Raw genomic sequence first — 17,299 nt, 5'->3', positions numbered from 1 at the left:
ACCCAGCCCTGTTCCACACGGCTGACGTCCGCACCAAAAATCCCAACAAATCCTTCAACATCAATCCATTAAGAAAAAAAACCCATCGTGACAGCGCCGTCTTGCCGCCATCAAGCCGCACAGCCGTCACACTCAGACACGAAAGGGAATGGACACGACTCCAATCGAGTATATTTGTAGTAAAACTACTACGCAACCGCTAACGGAATGGTTGCGACAAGGCGGGACAAGGCACGCAACAAGCCCATCACAGCGACTAGGGAAGAACTTCAGCAACAGCGGACGCGGCGAGCCTTGGCGGCCCGGGAAGAAAAGGGGAAGACCGACGGCGCGCCCGGCGCGAAGGCGTGGTCGCCTGCGAAAATGGGCTCTAAGATGGAATCATGGCCAGCACCGTGGAGGCACCATGACCAAACCGACCATCAGCGCCCAGGGCGAGCCGGGCGAGGACCAGCCCGAGCCCCCGGTGTTCCAGGGGCTGTCACGCTACGAAATACGCTCGCAGCTAAGCGAGATTTCCTTCTACCTGTGCGGCGAAATCCAGGCCTCGCACTTCTACACCAATCTGTTCTACACCCTGCGCAGCGCCAGCGAGACCGACATCATCTACCTGCACCTCAACACCACCGGCGGCGACTTCGACACCGGCATGCAGATCATCAACAACATGCAGTCCTCCTGCGCCCACGTCATCACCGTGCTCGAGGCGCGTGCCTATTCGATGGGCGCGCTGATTTTCCTGGCCGGGGACGAACTGGAAGTGCAGGACAACTGCCAGCTGATGTTCCACATCTACTCGGGCACCTTCGCCGGCCGGGGCACCGAGCAGCAGGCACAGATCCAGGCGGTGAGCAGCTGGTTCGAAAAGGTCATGCAGCGCATCTGCCAGCCCTTCCTCAGCACGGCGGAGGTCGACAAGGTGCTCAAGGGGGCGGATGTCTGGATGGACTCGGACGAGATCCGGCGTCGCCTGAGCCGACTGCAGCGCGCACCGGCCAAGCCGACCGCGCCGCGCCGCAACCGCAAGAACAGCGCGCCCGACGCCGAACCCGGCAGCTGAGCGGCACCAGGGCGCATCATCGATGGCTTCTCCGGCGGGGCGCGGGAGCAATGGACGGCACGCCCTACGCCGCCCTCAATCCAGCTGCTGGGTCATGCCGTGCTCCGGCACCGAACAGTGCCAACGCAGCTCGGTGGCGATACGGCGCCGCAGCGTGTCCGCTGCCACCGGTTCGCCGTGCACCACGAAGGTATGCCGTGGCGCGCTCTCGAAGCCACCCAGCCACGCCAGGATTTCGCTGGCATCGGCGTGTGCCGACAGGTTCTCCAGCATCACCACCTCGGCGCGGATCGGCACTTCCTCGCCGTGGATGCGTACCGATTCCACCCCGCCGACGATCGCCGCCCCACGCGTGCCGCCTGCCTGGAAACCGGAGAACAGGATGGTGTTGCGGGCGTAGGGCGCGAACGCCTTGAGGTGGTGCAGCACCCGGCCGCCGGTGGCCATGCCGCTGGCCGAAATGATGATGGCGGGTTCGTGTCGTTCGTTGAGGCTCTTGGACTCCTCCACCGTGCGCACGATATGCGCCACGCGGCACATGCCCTCGCACTCCGTCGGGCTGAGCCGATGCTCGTGGCGGAAGCGATGGTAGAGCTCGGTGGCATCGGTGGCCATCGGGCTGTTGAGGAACACCGGCAGGTCGGCCGGAATCGCTCCGGACTGCTTCAGACGGTACAGGTAATACATCAGCGACTGGGTGCGCCCCACCGCGAAGGACGGGATCAGCGTGATGCCATGGCGCGCCGTGGTGCGCCGGATGATCTCGGCCAGCACCTTGGCGGTATCTTCCGGCGGGTGGCGACGGTCGCCATAGGTCGACTCCACCAACAGATAGTCGGCCCGGGCGATGCGTTCGGGCGGCACCATGATCGGATCGTGCGGTCGCCCCAGGTCGCCGGAACACAGCAGCGTCACACCACCGGCGCTGATTTCCACCATGGCGGCGCCGAGAATGTGCCCGGCCGGGTACAGCGTCACCGAGATTCCCTTCGCCACCTGCCGGGGCTGATGCCAGGGCAGCATCTGCAGGGCCTTCAGCGAGCGCTCGGCGTCGGCCAGGGTATAGAGCGGCAGTGCCGGATGGTGCTTGGAAAAGCCGTGGCGGTTGGCGTACTCGGCCTCTTCCTCCTGCAAGTGGCCGCTGTCCGGCAGCAGTATCTCCGCCAGCGCGCAGCTCGCCTCGCTGGCGTACACCGGACCGGCAAACCCTTCGCGCACCAGCAGCGGCAGATAGCCGCTGTGGTCGAGGTGGGCATGCGTCAACACCACGGCGTCGAGGCGGGCCGGCTCGAACGGCAGCCGCGCCCAGTTGCGCAGACGCAACTGCTTGAAGCCCTGGAACAAACCGCAATCCACCAGCACGCGCGAACCGCCGTGCTCCACCAGAAACTTGCTGCCGGTGACGGTGCCAACCGCCCCCAGAAAGGTGATACGCATCACTCGCTCCCGTTTTCCGCCGCAACGGGCGCCGCCACGGCGGCCCCGCGTCGGTAGATCAGGTAATACACCAGCGCCACCAGCACACTGCCTCCCAGCAGATTGCCGGCGATCACCGGCAACAGGTTGCGCAACAGACCGCCCCAGCCGATGGTATCGGCGAACGGAATCGGGCCGGCGACGCCATCCTTGAGCAGCATCGCCAGCGGGATCAGGTACATGTTGGCGATGCTGTGCTCGAAGCCGGCGGCGACAAAGGCCGAGATCGGAAACACCACCGCCACCATCTTGTCGGTGACGCTGCGCCCGGCCATCGCCATCCACACCGCCAGGCACACCAGCACGTTGCATAGCGCCCCGCGCCAGAACAGCGTGGCCAGCGGCGCCGAGCACTTGGCGGCGGCCAGCCGCACCACCTGCTCCGCCACCAGTCCGTGGTTCAGGGCCGCGTGCCCCGACAACCACACCATCAGCGCCAAGCCGGCGGCGCCGACGAAATTGGCCAGGCACACCACCAGCCAGTTCCGCAGCAACAGGCCGGTGCCGATGCGGCCATCGGCCCAGGCCATGGCGAGCAGATTGTTGCCGGTGAAGAGCTCCGCCCCGGCCACCACCACCAGCAACAACCCCAGCGAAAACACCAGCCCGCCCAGCACGCGGCTGGCGGCAAACCCCAGGGAGGGGTCGCTGGTCACCAGCACGAAGTAAAGCGCCCCCAAGCCGATGAAGGCACCGGCCAGCACGCCCAGCAGCGCCATCTGCCGCAGCGGCAGCTGCGCCTTGGCCACGCCGACCGTTTCCACCCGTTCGGCGATCTCGGCCGGCGAGAAGGCATCGAATCCGTATAGCGCCATCAGTGCCCCCCTTTCACTCAGGCCGATGCGGCCGTTACCCGCACCGCGGTCACCTTGTACTCCGGCGCCTGCACCTGCAGATCGCGAATCGACGAGGTCAGCCGGTTCACCAGCGGCTCGCTGCGATGGAAGGTGGCGAACACCTGCCCCGGCTGCACCTGGCGGCTGATGCGCAGCGGCAGCACCACCTCGCCGTAGCGGCTGGTCACGCGCACCGGCGCGGCGTCGGCCAGCCCCAGGCGCGTGGCGTCGGCCGGCGCCATGTCCAGCGTGTCGGCCGGGCGCAGCACCGTATCGGGGGTGCGGTTGCTCATCGTGCCAGCGTTGAACTGGTAGAGCGTGCGCCCGGTGAGCAGCAGCAGCGGGTAGTCGGCGTCGGTCTGTTCCGGTGTCGGCAGGTAGGCAATGGCTGCCAGCATGGCGCGCTGGCCGACCGGGAAGCTCGACTGATACAGCACCGGGGTGCCCGGATGCTGCTCGTCCGGGCAGGGCCAGTGCAGGCTTTCGTATTCCATGCGGGCGTAACTGAGCCCGGCCCCCTCCGGCCACAACGCACGCACCTCGTCCCAGATCGCCTGCGGACCGGCAAAATCGAACCCGTCGGCCCGCCCCAGCCGCGCCGCCAGCTGCTGGATGATCCACCAGTCAGGCCGGGCTTCACCCGGCGCCGGCACAACCTGGCGGATGCGCTGCACGCGCCGGTCCGAATTCATGAAGGTGCCGTCGCGCTCGAAGAACGACGCGGCCGGCAGGAACACACTGCCGAAGGCCTTGGCGGTTTCGTTGAGGAACAGGTCCTGCACGATCACCAGCTCCAGCTCGGACAGCGCCCGGGAGGTCTCGCCGACGTTGGCCAGCGACAGGTAGATGTCGTAGCCGAAGGCCCACATCGCCTTCAGCTCGCCGGCAGCGGCGGCGTCCACCATCTGCAGCAGGTTGCGGCCATGGCGTTCCGGCAGCGGGGCACCCCAGGCCGAGGCGCAGCGCGCCCCGGCCTCCTTGAAAGAGTGCCCGCCGGGCAGCGTCGCCGGATCGCAGCCCATATGCGCCGCCCCCTGCACGTTGTTCTGCCCGCGCAGGGGGTTGATGCCGGCGCCGGGACGCCCCAGGTTGCCGGTGAGCAGCGCCAGGTTGATCAGCGTCATCACGCCCTCGGTGCCCTGCAGGTGCTCGGTCACGCCCAGACCATGCAGGCACATCGACGGGCGGCCGGCAGCGTAGAGCCGGGCGGCGGCACGGATGTCGGCGGCGCTCACGCCACACTCCATCGCCACCCGCTCCGGGGCATAGTCGACGATGAAATCGGCAAACGCGTCGAACCCGTCGACCCGCTCGCCGATGAAGGCCTGGTCGAGCAGGTCTTCCTCGATCAGGGTCGCCGCCATGGCATTGAACAGCGGCACGTTGCAACCCGGCCGCGGTGCCAGGTGCACGTCGGCCAGCCCGGCCAGCTCGGTGCGGCGCGGGTCGATCACCACCAGCCTGGCGCCGTTCAACACCGCCTGCTTGATGCGCGCCCCCACCACCGGGTGGTTCTCGGTCGGATTGGCGCCGCAGATCAGAAAGGCCCCGGCCAGTTCGATATCGTCGAAGCCATTGCTCGCCGCGCCGGTGCCGAGCATGGTCTTCAAGGCCTTGGCGCTAGGGGTGTGGCAGACGCGGGCGCAGCAGTCGACGTTGTTGGTGCCGAGCACGACCCGGGCAAATTTCTGCGCCAGGTAGTTCTCTTCGTTGGTGGCGCGCGCCGAACCCAGCACGCCAATGGCGTCCGCACCATGCGCGGCGACAATGGCGCGCAGCTTGGCGGCGGTGAAGTCGAGCGCCTCGTCCCAGCTCACCCGGCGCCAGCCCTCGCCGTTGCGGATCATCGGCCAGGTGATGCGTTCGGGCGAGTGGTTGAACTCGAAGGCGTAGCGGCCCTTGACGCACAGGTGGCCGCGATTGACCGGGCTCGCCGCCGGGCGCACAGCCACCACCCGCCCGCCGCGACGCCCCACCTCCATCTGGCAGCCCACCGCGCAGTAGACACAGGTGGTGCGCGTCCAGCCCTCCACCTCCACCGTCACGCGTTTGTCGTAAAGCGCCCCGCTCGGGCAGCTGTCGACACAGGCGCCGCAGCTGACGCAGCCCCCTTCCAGCAGGGTGGCACCATGCGCGGGGGCGATGCGCAGCGCCGCGCCGCGCTGCCACGCCTCCCACACGAACTGCCCTTGCAGCTGCTCGCAGATTCGCACGCAGCGCTGGCAGTCGATACAACGTGTCATGTCGATGCCGATATAGGGATGCGTGTCGTCGAGAAACAGGCCGTCGCGCAGCTGCCCGCCCGGCTCCACGTCATAGGCCGCAAACAGCCGATGCAGAGGGTGCTGCGGTTCGGCCTCCATGGCCGCCGGCGGATAGCTTTCGGCCAACAGCTGCAAGTGGGTACGGCGCAAGGCGCGCAGGGCCGGCGTGTCGGTGCGGACCACCATGCCGTCCTCGGCCTGGCAGGCGCAACTCGCCACCGGCCGCGGCTCGCCGTCGACCTCCACCAGGCACAGCCGGCAGCCGCCGTGCGGCGTGAGCCGCGGGTCGTGACACAGATGCGGCACCTCGGCCCCGCCCTGCAACAACACGTCGAGCAGCCGGCCCGGCTCGGCGCTCCGGACGGTGCCGTCGATGGTCAGCTGAAGCATGCCTTCCACTCCTCGGGAAAATGGGTCTGGACGGCCCGGGCGAACTCGGCCAGGCCGCGCCCGTGTCCGCACAGGCTGGCGGCGCCGAGCGCGTCGAGCAAGTCGGCGCAACGCCCCGGCTCAATGCGTCCTCCCGCCATCGCCGCCTCGAACATCGCCGCCAGCTGCGGCGTGCCGCGCTGGCACGGGGTGCATTTGCCACACGATTCGCCGGCGCCGAAGCGAAACACCTCGGCCAGAATGGCGGCGAGCGGGGTATCGTCGGCAAAGGCGATCACCCCGCCGTGCCCCACGGCACAACCGATGGCCTGCATTTCCTCGTAGCCCAGCGGGGTATCGAGCAGGCGTGGCGGCACGATGCCGGCCAGCGGGCCTCCCACCATGACCCCCTTGAGGCGACCGCGGCGCAATCCGCCGCCCAGTTTGTCGACAACTTCGGACAAGGGCAGCCCGAACTCGATCTCGTACAGCCCCGGCCGGCTGAACAGCGAATTGAGCGACAACAGCTTGGTGCCGCGGCTCAACGAGAAACCGAGCGCGGCGTAAGCAACGGCACCATGCTCGACGATCCACGGCAACGCGCACAAGGTCTCGACGTTGTGCAGCAGCGTCGGCGCGCCGAACAAACCACATGCGCTGATCTGCGGGGGCCGCAGGCGCACCTCGGGGCGGCGCCCCTCCAGCGCGTTGAGCAGCGCGGTCTCCTCGCCGCACAGGTAGCTGCCCGCCCCGATCACCAGCTCGACGTCGAAGCGCTCCCCCAGCCAGCCGGCCCGGCGCGCCTGCTCGATGGCTTCGGCCAACCTCGCGCCCGCCAGCGGATACTCCTTGCGCAGATAGACATAGCCCTGCCCGGCACCCACGCCATGGGCGGCGATGATCATCGCCTCGAGCACACGGAAAGGATCATCCTCCAGCAGGAAGCGGTCGGAGAAGGCGCCGGGGTCGCCCTCGTCGGCGTTGACCACCAGATACTTGCGATCGGCCGGCTGCGCCGCCACCGCCTGCCATTTCCTCCCCGCCGGGAAGCCGGCACCGCCGCGGCCGCGCAGCCCAGACATCTCCACGGCGTGCCGCAGTTGCTCCGGCGCCATGGCCATGGCACGCTGTCGCGCCGTCCCGCCACCGCGCGTGACGTAGTCGGCCAGGCGGTGTACCCCGCCCGCCAGCACGTTGCCGAGCAACACCGCCTGGCGGCTGTGCACCTCGACGTGCGGACGCGGATCGTGGTCGGCCGCGCTGGGGCCGGCGTAACACTTGCCGAGACAATACAAGGGGGACCGGTCGCGCTGCGCCGCCGACCAGCGCACCGGCGCATCGGCGCGTGCGGCAAAGCAGGCCAGCCCACGGCAGCAACGCCCGGCCAGCGGCTCGCCAAGATGGTAGAAGGTATGGGCGGCAAGGTGTCGGGGCAGCACGCGCACGTAAAATCCCCCCTGAGCATAGGGTTTAACTCTTTTACTGTAGTCAAGCGGCGCGATCACAACCGGTATCAGATCAAACACAGCGCAAATAAGCGTTCGCGCCGGGCAGTCGGAACATCCGGAGACGACGGCGGAAGAGCGGCACGGTTTGTTATAGTGGTATTGAAAGAGGTGGCATCCGCCGCCTCGGAAGTGCGCCCGGTGCAAAACCGCCCCTGTCGCGGCCGTAGCACCTGGCCCACGTCGATCGGGAGCCTGCCTTGACCTCGTCGCGCGTGCTGTATCTGCAATCAGGAGGGCCGACGGCGGTGGTCAACGCCTCGGCGCAGGGCGTGATCGAAGCGGCCCGGCACGCCGGCGTGTCGCTGTGCGCCGCCCGGCACGGCCTGACCGGGCTGCGCCAGGGCGAACTGCTCGACCTGGACGCGGTGCCGCAACGGCAATGGCAGCTGCTCTCCACCCTGCCCGGCACCTGCTTCGGTTCCAGCCGCGAGATGCTGCCCCCGTACGACTCGGCACCGGAGACCTGGCACCAGCTACACGACGTCCTGCGCGGAGCAGGCATCGGCACGGTATTGCTCAACGGCGGCAACGGCTCGATGGCCACCGCGCTGCGGCTCACCGAATTCGGCCTGCGCCTGGGCTACCCGCTCCGGGTCATCGGCATTCCCAAGACCATCGACAACGACCTTGTCGCCACCCATTTCAGCCCCGGCTACCCCTCGGCGGCCAAGTATCTGGCCGCCTCGGTACGCGAGTTGGCACTGGATGTATCGAGCCTCGGGCCGGGGCGAGTGATGCTGCTGGAAACCATGGGCCGCAACGCCGGCTGGCTCGCCGCCGGCTGCGCCGCCGCGGCACGCCACCCGGGCGACGCCCCCCACCTGCTGTTGCTGCCCGAAGTGCCGTATCGGCCGGAACGCCTGCTCGATGCCCTCGACACCTGTCTGCGACAGCACGGCCATGCCGTGCTGGTCGTCGCAGAAGGCGTGCGCGACGACAACGGCGTGCTGCTGGCCGAACAGCCTTACACCCCCGGCTCCCCGTTCCAGCAACTGGGCGGCGCCGCGCAGCGCGTGGCGTCCTACCTGGCACAGCAGCGCGGCCTGCACGTCCATGCCGCGGTGGCGGATTGCCTGCAGCGCGCGGCACGCCATCTCGTTTCGGCGCTCGATCTCAGGCTGGCGCAAGCGGCCGGACGCACGGCGCTGGAATGGGCATTGCGGGGACAAAGCGGAGTGATGGTGGGACTGCGTCCGGCACGGGGACAAGAGGACTGGGAAATGGCCGCGGTGGCGCTCGCCGACGTGGCCGACGCCGAACGCCTGCTACCGGCCTCGTACATCGGAGCGGATGGTTTCTCGGTGAGCCCTGACTTTCTCGACTACCTCCGCCCCCTCTTGCAGGGGGAGGACTGGCCACCCTTTGCCGACGGCCTGCCGAGCTATCCATCGCTGGAGTGGCCGATACTGCGCTGGCAATGAGCGGCGCCGAGCAGCATTCCCGTTTCCCCGAAGGGGAACGGCAGACATGATAAGCGCCCCTACAGTCCCGGCACCGACCTAGCTGCTCACACCGCTAAAATCAATCCGGCCACCTTGGGGCGCACTTTCACTATAGTTCCAGCCTCGCAGAATGCAAGGCAAAGTCCTGCCCGGAACCTTCATGCCCGCCAGCCTGGCAACACCGGTCCAAGGCGGTCCCGTACGCCCATCCCTGACGAACCATGGGCCGATGCCCGTACACCACGTGCAGGGCGACGGCGTCAGAACCGCGGCGCTTCGGCGAAGCTCAGCCCCTGCCGGTCCTTGTCCGACAAGACGGGCGGCTGCGTCAGCGGCCAGTCGATCCCCAGCGCCGGATCGTCCCAGCGGATGCAATACTCGTCCCCGGCATGCCAGTAGTCGCTGACCTTATAGCAGAATTCGGCCCCATCCTGTAGTGCCAGGAAGCCGTGCGCGAACCCTTCGGGAATCCACAACTGGCGCCGGTTCTCGGCCGACAGCGTCACGCCGTACCACTGCCCGAAGCTGGGAGAAGCACGTCGCAAGTCCACCGCCACGTCCCATACCGCGCCTTGCGTCACCTGCACCAGTTTGCCCTGCGGATGGGCGTGCTGGTAATGCAGGCCACGCAGCACGTTGGGCCGGGAGCGCGAACGGTTGTCCTGCACGAAGCTCACCTCGCACCCGATCAGCGCGGCAAAGCGGCGCGCGTTGAAGGTCTCGCAGAACTCGCCGCGCTCGTCGGCAAATACCACCGGCTCCAGCAGCAGCAGACCGTTGAGCGCGGTCTCGATGATTTTCATTTTTTTGCCCCAAAGCTTGTGAAAGAACTCGTTGCGAGCCGCCCTCAGCGGGGTAAAGAGCAGCACAGAAACCGGAATGTACACGGAGTACATGAGGATTTCCGATCACTGAGCGAATCTCTGCGTGCACATCGTTGATGTGCCCAGCGAAAGATTCGCACGCAGAGCACATGAACCCGGATCAGGGACGCGCAGCAGATTTATTCACAAGCCCTCAGAAGATGCGTTCGTTGAGCAAGGACAGCAGGTACTGGCCGTAGCCGTTCTTCTTCATCGGCTGGGCCAGACGGGTCAACTGCTCATCGTCGATGAAGCCGCTGCGCCAGGCCACCTCCTCCGGGCTGCCGATCTTCAGTCCCTGGCGCCGCTCCAGCGTCGAGATGAACTGGCCCGCCTCCAGCAGCGATTCGTGGGTACCGGTATCGAGCCAGGCATAGCCGCGTCCCATCACCTGCACGTCCAGTTGTGCGGCATCGAGATAGCGGCGGTTGATGTCGGTGATTTCCAGTTCGCCACGGTCCGAAGGACGCAGCTCGCGCGCGAAGTCGACCACCTGGTCGTCGTAGAAATAGAGCCCTGTCACCGCATAGCGCGACTTCGGTTGCGCCGGTTTCTCTTCCAGACTGACGGCATGGCCCGCCTGGTCGAACTCCACCACGCCGTAGCGCTCCGGGTCGTGCACCGGGTAGGCGAACACCGTGGCGCCACGCTCGCCCTCCGCCGCCTGTTTCATCTTGCCGGCCAGGTCGTGGCCGAAGAACAGGTTGTCCCCCAGCACCAGTGCCGACGGCTGCCCCGCCAGGAACGACTCACCGATCAGAAAGGCCTGTGCGATGCCATCCGGCGTGGGCTGCACCGCATAGCTGAGACTCATGCCCCACTGGCTGCCATCGCCCAAGAGCTGCTGGAAACGCGGCGTATCCTGTGGCGTCGAGATGATCAGCACGTCGCGGATGCCCGCCAGCATCAGGGTACTGAGCGGGTAGTAGATCATCGGCTTGTCGAACACCGGCAGCAGCTGCTTGGAGACGCCGAGGGTGACCGGGTAGAGCCGCGTGCCGGAGCCGCCGGCGAGAATGATGCCTTTGCGTTGAACCATGAGAATTATCCCTTTTGGATGGCGAGCTGCTGCAACACCAGCTGCAGATGATGACGCCAGTCGGGCAGTACGATGCCCAGAGCGACGCGCAGCTTGTGCGTGTCGAGCCGAGAATTGGCGGGGCGCTCGGCCGCCGCCGGATAGTCCGCGGCAGGAATGGCCTGAATCGCCTCCGGCTTCAGCACCAACCCTCCCCCGACATCCTGAGCCAGTCCGACGATCTCGCGGGCGAAGCCGTGCCACGAGGTCTCGCCCGCGGCCGCCAGATGATAAAGGCCGTAGGGCAACACTCGCCCCTCGCGAAGCCGCGACACCAGTTGCGCGCTGACATCGGCGATCAGCATCGCCGAGGTCGGTGCCCCGACCTGGTCGTGCACCACGTTCAGCGTGTCACGCTGGGCGGCCAGGCGCAGGATGGTCTTGACGAAGTTGCCGCCGACGCTCCCGTAGACCCAACTGGTACGCAGCACGTAGTGACGCGAACAATCGTTCATCACCGCCAGCTCGCCATCGCGCTTGGTCCGGCCATACACACTCAAGGGCCTGGTGACATCGCCCTCTCGGTAGGGTGCCACCCCTGCACCGTCGAACACGTAATCGGTGGAAAAATGCAGCAAGGTGGCGCCCAGACGCTCGGCCAGGCGCGCGAGTTCGGCCGGAGCCTCGGCGTTCACCCGCTCCGCCAGCGCCGGCTCGGTCTCGGCACGGTCGACCGCGGTGTAGGCGGCGGCGTTGACGATCAGGTCGGGAGCGAACTCGAGCACCGGCGGCGCCAACTGGTCCGGCCTCGACAAATCCAGAACCTCGCGCCCCGGCGCCCATAGTTTGCCGTAGAGCGCCAGGCTGCGACGCAGCTCGAAACCCAGCTGGCCGCTGCCGCCGGTCAACAGGATACGCATCAGGCAGCTCCGTAGTGCATGTCGATCCAGTCGCGATACGCACCACTTTTCACCGCCGCCACCCACGCCGGGTTAGCCAGATACCAGGCGACCGTGCGCTCAATCCCGCTGGCGAAGGTCTCGCGTGGCTCCCAGCCCAGTTCGCGGCGCATCTTGCCCGCATCGATGGCGTAGCGTCGGTCGTGTCCGGGGCGGTCGGCGACGAAGGCGATCTGCTGCCGGTAGGACACCCCGTCGGCGCGCGGCCGGCAGGCGTCGAGCGTGGCGCACAGCGTCTCGACCACCTCGAGGTTGGTCTTCTCGCACGAGCCGCCGATGGCGTAGACCTCGCCCACCCGGCCGCGCTCCAGCACCGCCATCAGCGCACGGCAATGGTCCTCGACGTAGAGCCAGTCGCGAATCTGGCGACCGTCGCCGTACACCGGCAAGGGCTGGCCGTCGAGGGCGCGGTCGATCATCAGCGGGATCAGTTTTTCCGGGAACTGATACGGTCCATAATTGTTCGAGCAGTTGCTGGTCAGCACCGGCAGGCCGTAGGTATGGTGCCAGGCGCGCACCAGGTGATCGGAGGCCGCCTTGGAGGCGGCGTAGGGACTATTCGGGGCGTACGGCGAGGTTTCGCAGAACGGCGCATCATGCTCCCCCAGCGAGCCGAACACCTCGTCGGTGGAGACGTGCAGAAAGCGGAACGCCGCCTGGTCCCCGTCCGGTAACCCCGACCAGTAGGCGGTAGCCGCCTGCAACAGGCGGAAGGTGCCGTCGATATTCGTTTCGACGAACACCGACGGGCCATGGATCGAGCGGTCGACATGGCTTTCGGCGGCAAAGTTGAGGATGGCGCGGGGGCGGTGTTCGGCCAGCAGCCGCTCCAGCAGCGCCGCATCGCCGATATCCCCGCGTACCAGCTCAACCCGGCCCTCCTCGAGGTAAGGCTGCAAGTTGGCGGCGTTACCGGAATAGGTCAGCTTGTCGAGCACCAACACCGGTTCATCATTCTGCTCCAACCACAGCCTGACAAAATTGGCTCCAATGAAGCCTGCCCCACCCGTCACCAGAATCATCGCTTCCTGTCCCTCTTATGCTGCCCGCCGCCCGGGCGACGCACCGTATCATTCCAGCCGGGTATTCTAGCGGTTCTGGCACGATGACACGAAAAAACCGGTGGGGCTGCCACCGGTCTTGTTCATCGCCCCGCATCAGACCGGGCCGTGCCATCGCAATGACGTGGCGGTTACTCGTTCATCAGCTTGTTGACCGCGTCCACGTAACCCTGCATTGCCTGTTCGGCGCTCATGCCCTTGATCTTGTCCCTGGCGTCGTACTTGGCACGGTTGATGAAATCCATCATGCCCGGTCGCTCGCCCTGGACATCGCCTTCGGTCGCCTGCTTGAACAGCGAGTAGAGCTGCAGCAGAGTCTGGTTGTCCGGCCGCTCGGCCAGGGTTTTCACATCGGCCTGGGCCTGGACGAACAACGTTTGCAGATCTGACATGTTCATTCCTCTGAGTGATTGGGAGCCTGCCTCCCGTTGCGCATGGATGCCGGTTGCCCAGCTTAATCGAGTCGTACTCTAGCACAAATAAAACAATCGTTTTAATTTTGCATGCGCACCTCGATACGCTTGTAGCTCTTTACCGCCACCCCGTTCCGGCGTGCCGGGGCGAAGCGGGCCGAGAGGAAGATACGGCGGGCCTCGGGCTCGAGGACTCCGGAGGGATCGGGCTGTTCGGGCTCCACGGCGTCGACGCCGCCTCGTTCATTGATGTAGACCCTCAGCATCAGGCGCAACTCGCCCTTGGGGGCCTCCGGCGGCAAGGCCAGTTCGATCGGTTGCAGCGGCACCGCCAACACATCGAGCGCCGCTGCGGGGAAATAACCCTCCCCGTCTGCCCCGGACAGCACAGCGGCCGGAGCCGCCGCAACAGGGGCCGATACGTCCGGCGGCATGGTCAGCGGAGCGCTGTCCGCCGAGGAGGATGGTTCATCGCGGATCGGGAGCAAAGCAGGATGGGTCGCCTCGCTCGCGAGCAGCAAGGGGGGGATGGCAGCACGCGCGGGGTGATCCTGGCCGCCCGCCCGGGAGGGTTGCAGCATCACGCTGAGCACGCCCGGCACCGACGCGACCCTGGGCGGAGACCCCGGCAGCAGCATGGCGGTGGCGTGCAAGCCCAATGACAAGCTCAGCGCCAGCGCCAGCCGCTCGCCGATGGACAGGTGCTGATACCAGCAAACCAGCCTCCTGCCCACGTCGAAACCGCGCCCCGCTGCCGAGCACATGGAGGGGTTACTGGGCGCTCAGGTATTTCTCGAATTCGGCCGAGGGAATCGCCCCGGATACCATGCGGCCGTTGCCGAACACCATGGTTGGCGTACCATTGATGCCAAGCTTCGCCCCCAGCGCCTGGTTCTGCTCCAGCACACTGACATCGCAGTTGTCCGGACCGCTCAACTCGGTCCCCTGACGCATGTGCGCAGTCCAGCTACCGACACGGTCCTTACTGCACCAGATCTGGCGCGACTTGCGCATGGCGTCGGGGTGCAGCTGGGTCAGCGGGTAGAGGAAGGTGTAAATGGTGACATTGTTCACGTCCTTCAGCGTTTCGCGCTCCAGCTTCTTGCAGAACGGACAATCCGGGTCGGAGAAAATCGCCACCTTGCGCGCGCCGCTGCCGCGCACTTCTTTCATCGCCGCCGCCAGCGGCAAATCCTTCCACGCCACCTTGGAGAGTTCGGCCACGCGCTTCTCGGTCAGGCTCTCGCGCTTTTCCGCATCGATCAAATCGCCGACGAAGAGGTGCTTGACGCCGGCGTCGACGTAGACGATCTGACGGCCCGGCAACACCACCTCGTAGAGACCGCTCACCGGCGTCGGACTGACACTTTCCACCTTGCGATCCGGGAAGCGGGTAACGAAAGCCTTCTTCACCTCGGCCACGTCCGGATCGGAGGCCTTGGCAACGCAGGCGGCCGACGACAGCAGCAGCGCTGCCAGCGCCAGTTTTTTCAGGGTTGCATTCATGCGTTATTTTCCTTGTTCAGAAACCAATGGCATGGCGGGCGAATTGCCGCTTCAGCGGAGTCAGTCGGTTGGTCAGGCTCAGCCCGGCGTTGCGCAGCCACGGCAAACCCGGCAGCTGGTGCTGATGGAACAGCGCAAACAGCGCATCGCAGGTGGTCTGCATTGTCACCACCGCTTCCTTGCGCTGCCGTGCGAAGCGCCGCAGCAACAGCCAGTCGCCGGGATCGCGATGATCCTGCAGCAACGCCGCCAGCGTCGCCGCATCCTGGAACCCCAGGTTGACCCCCTGCCCGGCCAATGGGTGCACCGTATGTGCCGCGTCCCCGACCAGCGCCACCCGCTCTTTCACAGTACTTTGCGGACGAATCAAGCGCAATGGAAAGGCGGCGGCCGGGGTGATCACGCTCAAACCGCCCAGAGCGTAGTCTCCGGTGGAGGCCACGGTTTCGGCCAAGGTTTCGGCGTCGAGTTCCAACAGCGACTCCGGCTCCGGCGTCGACCACACCATGGACATGCGCTGGCCGGCCATCGGCAACCACGCCAGGATACCGTCGCCGAGGAACCACTGCCGCGCCACGTTGCCGTGCGGCCGTTCGCAGTCGAAATTGGCCACCACGCCGGACTGGCCGTAGGGCTTGACGCTGGCCTCCAGACCGAGCTGGCCGCGCACCCAGGAGTTGGCCCCGTCGGCGCCCACCAGCAGCGCCGCAGTCAACTCGCGGCCGTCGTCGAGCGCCAGGCAAGCCTGACGCGCCGTGGTGGAGAGCGCGCTCGGGCGCACCCCAGTCAGCAGGGTGATGTCGCAGCGCTCCAGCCGCCGCCACAGCGCCGCCAGCATCCAGCGGTTCTCGGCGATCCAGGCCAGCGCCTCGGCGTCGGCGTCGCTGGCGGCAAACTCGATACGGCCGCCGCGGTCGCCGCGCACGTCCATGCTGGCGATGGTGCCGATGCGCTCCATACCGGGCCACGCCCCCAGGCTTTCCAGAAAGCGGCGGTTGGCCGGGCTGACGGCGTAGACACGCGCATCCCAGCCCTGATACAGGTCATCGAAGCAGGCGGTCTGCCCTTCCAGCAAGGCCACGCGCCGGCCGGCCTCGGCCAGCGCCAGCGCCAGGCTGGCTCCGACCAGACCGCCGCCGACCACGATGACGTCGAAATCGTTTTGTCTCGTATTCATTACTTAGCGAGTCCTTTGGACCTCACGGTGCGGGTGAAAGAAATCGTCCCGCGGGGATTCCCTGCGATCATCGCCGCGCCACGAGGCCCGTTCGAGAAGCGCCACCGTGCACGTGGTACGGTGAGCATCACAGGACGGGAATGGGGACGCACAGCCGATTTATTCACAAGCACTCACACACCGAATACCAGGTGACCAGCAAAGGCGCGACGCAGCGGTGGCAGCACGTCGAGTGCCATCATGCCGGCGCCGCGCACGGTTTTGACCAGCTGCGAATGACCGTCGAACAGGCGGATCAGGCCATGGGTGAAACCCACCACGGCATGGCTGTCGATCTTGCGTGAGCCGGCGAAGGCGGCGAGGGCTCGGGCATCGCCCGGATCGGCCACCCCCTCCAAGGCGTCGGCTAGACCGGCCGCGTCGCGCAGACCCAGATTGAGTCCCTGCGCCGCGACCGGATGCATGGTCTGAGCGGCGTTGCCGATCAGCGCCACGCGCCCGCTGACCAGTCGGTTGGCCTGCTTGAGCGCGAGCGGGAACACCGCGCGCGGTCCCGCCGCGAGAATCCGCCCCTGGCGTTCGCCGAAGGCCTGCTGCAACTCGGCGATGAGCACGCTGTCGTCGCTATCACGCAATCGAACGGCGTCGTCGGCGCTACGCGTCCACACCAGCATGAAACCGTCGCCGTGCGGCAGCAGCGCCAGTGGACCGTGCGCAGCAAAACGCTCGTAGGCCACGCCCTGCGGCGGCCGTTCGGTGGTGATCGGCGCCAGCACCGCACATTGGCGGTAATCATGGCTCAAGCGCTTGACCCCGGGCAGGGTGGCGGCGAGTTCGCCCCCTTCGGCCAGCACCACCAGCCGCGCGGTGAGCATGCCCGGCCCCTCGGGGCTGGTCACGGTCAGTCGTGCGTAATGCGGCAGCGACTTCACCGACTCTACCCGGCTCTGCCACAACACCATGACCCCGGCGCTTTCCAGCGCGGCGTTGAGCGATGCGGTCAGCACCGGGTAGTCGACCACCACGCCCAGGTGCGGCAGCGCCAGGTCGGCACGGTCGAGCACGGTGCGGCCGCAACTGCCCTGCTGCGACACGTGCACGGTGTCGATCGTCGTTGCGGCCAGTGCGTCCGGCCAGCCGCCGGCGTCACGCAGCATCTGGCGACTGGCCCAGGACAGCGCCAGCGCGCGCGCGTCGCGGATCGGCGCCTCCTTGGCGCGCGCCTCCACCAGCAGCACGCGGCGCCCGGCACGGGCAAAACGCAGGGCAGCCAAGGCGCCGACCGGGCCGCCTCCGACTACCACGATATCGGCGTGTTCAGGATTTACTGTCATCGTTTCGTTGCTT

Annotated in this window: 15 protein-coding genes; 2 read left to right on the top strand and 13 right to left on the bottom strand. The window is 66.9% G+C overall.

Going from position 1 to position 17,299, the window contains the following annotated elements:
* Positions 1-406 precede the first annotated feature (406 nt).
* Positions 407-1,060 carry a Clp protease ClpP gene (locus NH8B_RS05930; protein WP_014086467.1) on the top strand — a complete coding sequence of 218 codons (654 nt, stop codon included), beginning with the start codon at positions 407-409 and terminating at the stop codon, positions 1,058-1,060.
* A 75-nt stretch (positions 1,061-1,135) separates the two neighbouring features.
* Here the strand turns inward: NH8B_RS05930 and NH8B_RS05925 are convergent, their stop codons facing one another.
* From NH8B_RS05925 to NH8B_RS05910, 4 genes are read right to left on the bottom strand one after another with little or no spacing between them, the layout of a single operon-like run.
* Positions 1,136-2,497, bottom strand: a complete 1,362-nt coding sequence (locus tag NH8B_RS05925) for an MBL fold metallo-hydrolase RNA specificity domain-containing protein (protein ID WP_014086466.1) — start codon at positions 2,495-2,497, stop codon at positions 1,136-1,138.
* On the bottom strand, positions 2,497-3,351 hold the full coding sequence (locus NH8B_RS05920) for a formate/nitrite transporter family protein (RefSeq protein WP_014086465.1): 855 nt from the start codon (positions 3,349-3,351) through the stop codon (positions 2,497-2,499). Before NH8B_RS05920 ends, NH8B_RS05925 begins: the two co-directional genes overlap by 1 nt.
* A 17-nt stretch (positions 3,352-3,368) precedes the next feature.
* Positions 3,369-6,026 (bottom strand): formate dehydrogenase subunit alpha, encoded by a 2,658-nt coding sequence (gene fdhF, locus NH8B_RS05915; RefSeq protein WP_014086464.1) that lies wholly within the window; start codon positions 6,024-6,026, stop codon positions 3,369-3,371.
* Positions 6,014-7,450: a complex I 51 kDa subunit family protein gene (locus NH8B_RS05910; protein ID WP_014086463.1), complete on the bottom strand. Its 1,437-nt coding sequence runs from the start codon at positions 7,448-7,450 to the stop codon at positions 6,014-6,016. Before NH8B_RS05910 ends, fdhF begins: the two co-directional genes overlap by 13 nt.
* Positions 7,451-7,710: 260 nt before the next feature.
* On the opposite strand from NH8B_RS05910, the gene NH8B_RS05905 reads away from it, so the two are divergent.
* Positions 7,711-8,934, top strand: a complete 1,224-nt coding sequence (locus NH8B_RS05905) for a diphosphate--fructose-6-phosphate 1-phosphotransferase (protein WP_173387078.1) — start codon at positions 7,711-7,713, stop codon at positions 8,932-8,934.
* Positions 8,935-9,215: 281 nt separating this feature from the next.
* Here NH8B_RS05905 and rfbC read toward each other — a convergent pair whose 3' ends face one another.
* The 9 genes from rfbC to NH8B_RS05860 form a co-directional block, all read right to left on the bottom strand.
* Positions 9,216-9,758: a dTDP-4-dehydrorhamnose 3,5-epimerase gene (rfbC, locus tag NH8B_RS05900; RefSeq protein WP_041703341.1), complete on the bottom strand. Its 543-nt coding sequence runs from the start codon at positions 9,756-9,758 to the stop codon at positions 9,216-9,218.
* Between the two features lie 214 nt (positions 9,759-9,972).
* On the bottom strand, positions 9,973-10,857 hold the full coding sequence (gene rfbA, locus NH8B_RS05895) for a glucose-1-phosphate thymidylyltransferase RfbA (protein ID WP_014086460.1): 885 nt from the start codon (positions 10,855-10,857) through the stop codon (positions 9,973-9,975).
* Positions 10,858-10,862: 5 nt separating this feature from the next.
* Positions 10,863-11,756: a dTDP-4-dehydrorhamnose reductase gene (gene rfbD / locus NH8B_RS05890; protein ID WP_014086459.1), complete on the bottom strand. Its 894-nt coding sequence runs from the start codon at positions 11,754-11,756 to the stop codon at positions 10,863-10,865.
* A complete protein-coding gene (rfbB, locus tag NH8B_RS05885) occupies positions 11,756-12,817 on the bottom strand; it encodes a dTDP-glucose 4,6-dehydratase (RefSeq protein WP_014086458.1) in 1,062 nt (353 codons plus the stop codon). Before rfbB ends, rfbD begins: the two co-directional genes overlap by 1 nt.
* A 170-nt stretch (positions 12,818-12,987) precedes the next feature.
* Positions 12,988-13,248: an acyl-CoA-binding protein gene (locus NH8B_RS05880; protein ID WP_014086457.1), complete on the bottom strand. Its 261-nt coding sequence runs from the start codon at positions 13,246-13,248 to the stop codon at positions 12,988-12,990.
* A 101-nt stretch (positions 13,249-13,349) separates the two neighbouring features.
* Entirely contained in the window at positions 13,350-14,033 is a 684-nt protein-coding gene (locus tag NH8B_RS05875) for an energy transducer TonB (RefSeq protein ID WP_014086456.1), read from the bottom strand.
* 7 nt (positions 14,034-14,040) lie between these two features.
* The gene (locus NH8B_RS05870; RefSeq protein WP_014086455.1) at positions 14,041-14,775 is read right to left on the bottom strand and encodes a DsbC family protein; all 735 of its coding nucleotides are present in this window, start codon (positions 14,773-14,775) and stop codon (positions 14,041-14,043) included.
* Between the two features lie 16 nt (positions 14,776-14,791).
* Positions 14,792-15,952 (bottom strand): UbiH/UbiF family hydroxylase, encoded by a 1,161-nt coding sequence (locus NH8B_RS05865; RefSeq protein ID WP_014086454.1) that lies wholly within the window; start codon positions 15,950-15,952, stop codon positions 14,792-14,794.
* Positions 15,953-16,125: 173 nt separating this feature from the next.
* Positions 16,126-17,286 carry an FAD-dependent monooxygenase gene (locus NH8B_RS05860; protein ID WP_014086453.1) on the bottom strand — a complete coding sequence of 387 codons (1,161 nt, stop codon included), beginning with the start codon at positions 17,284-17,286 and terminating at the stop codon, positions 16,126-16,128.
* Positions 17,287-17,299 lie beyond the last annotated feature (13 nt).

Source organism: Pseudogulbenkiania sp. NH8B (genome assembly GCF_000283535.1).
In the GTDB taxonomy this organism is placed as follows: domain Bacteria; phylum Pseudomonadota; class Gammaproteobacteria; order Burkholderiales; family Chromobacteriaceae; genus Pseudogulbenkiania; species Pseudogulbenkiania ferrooxidans.
This window is presented reverse-complemented; position numbering and strand designations above follow the sequence as displayed.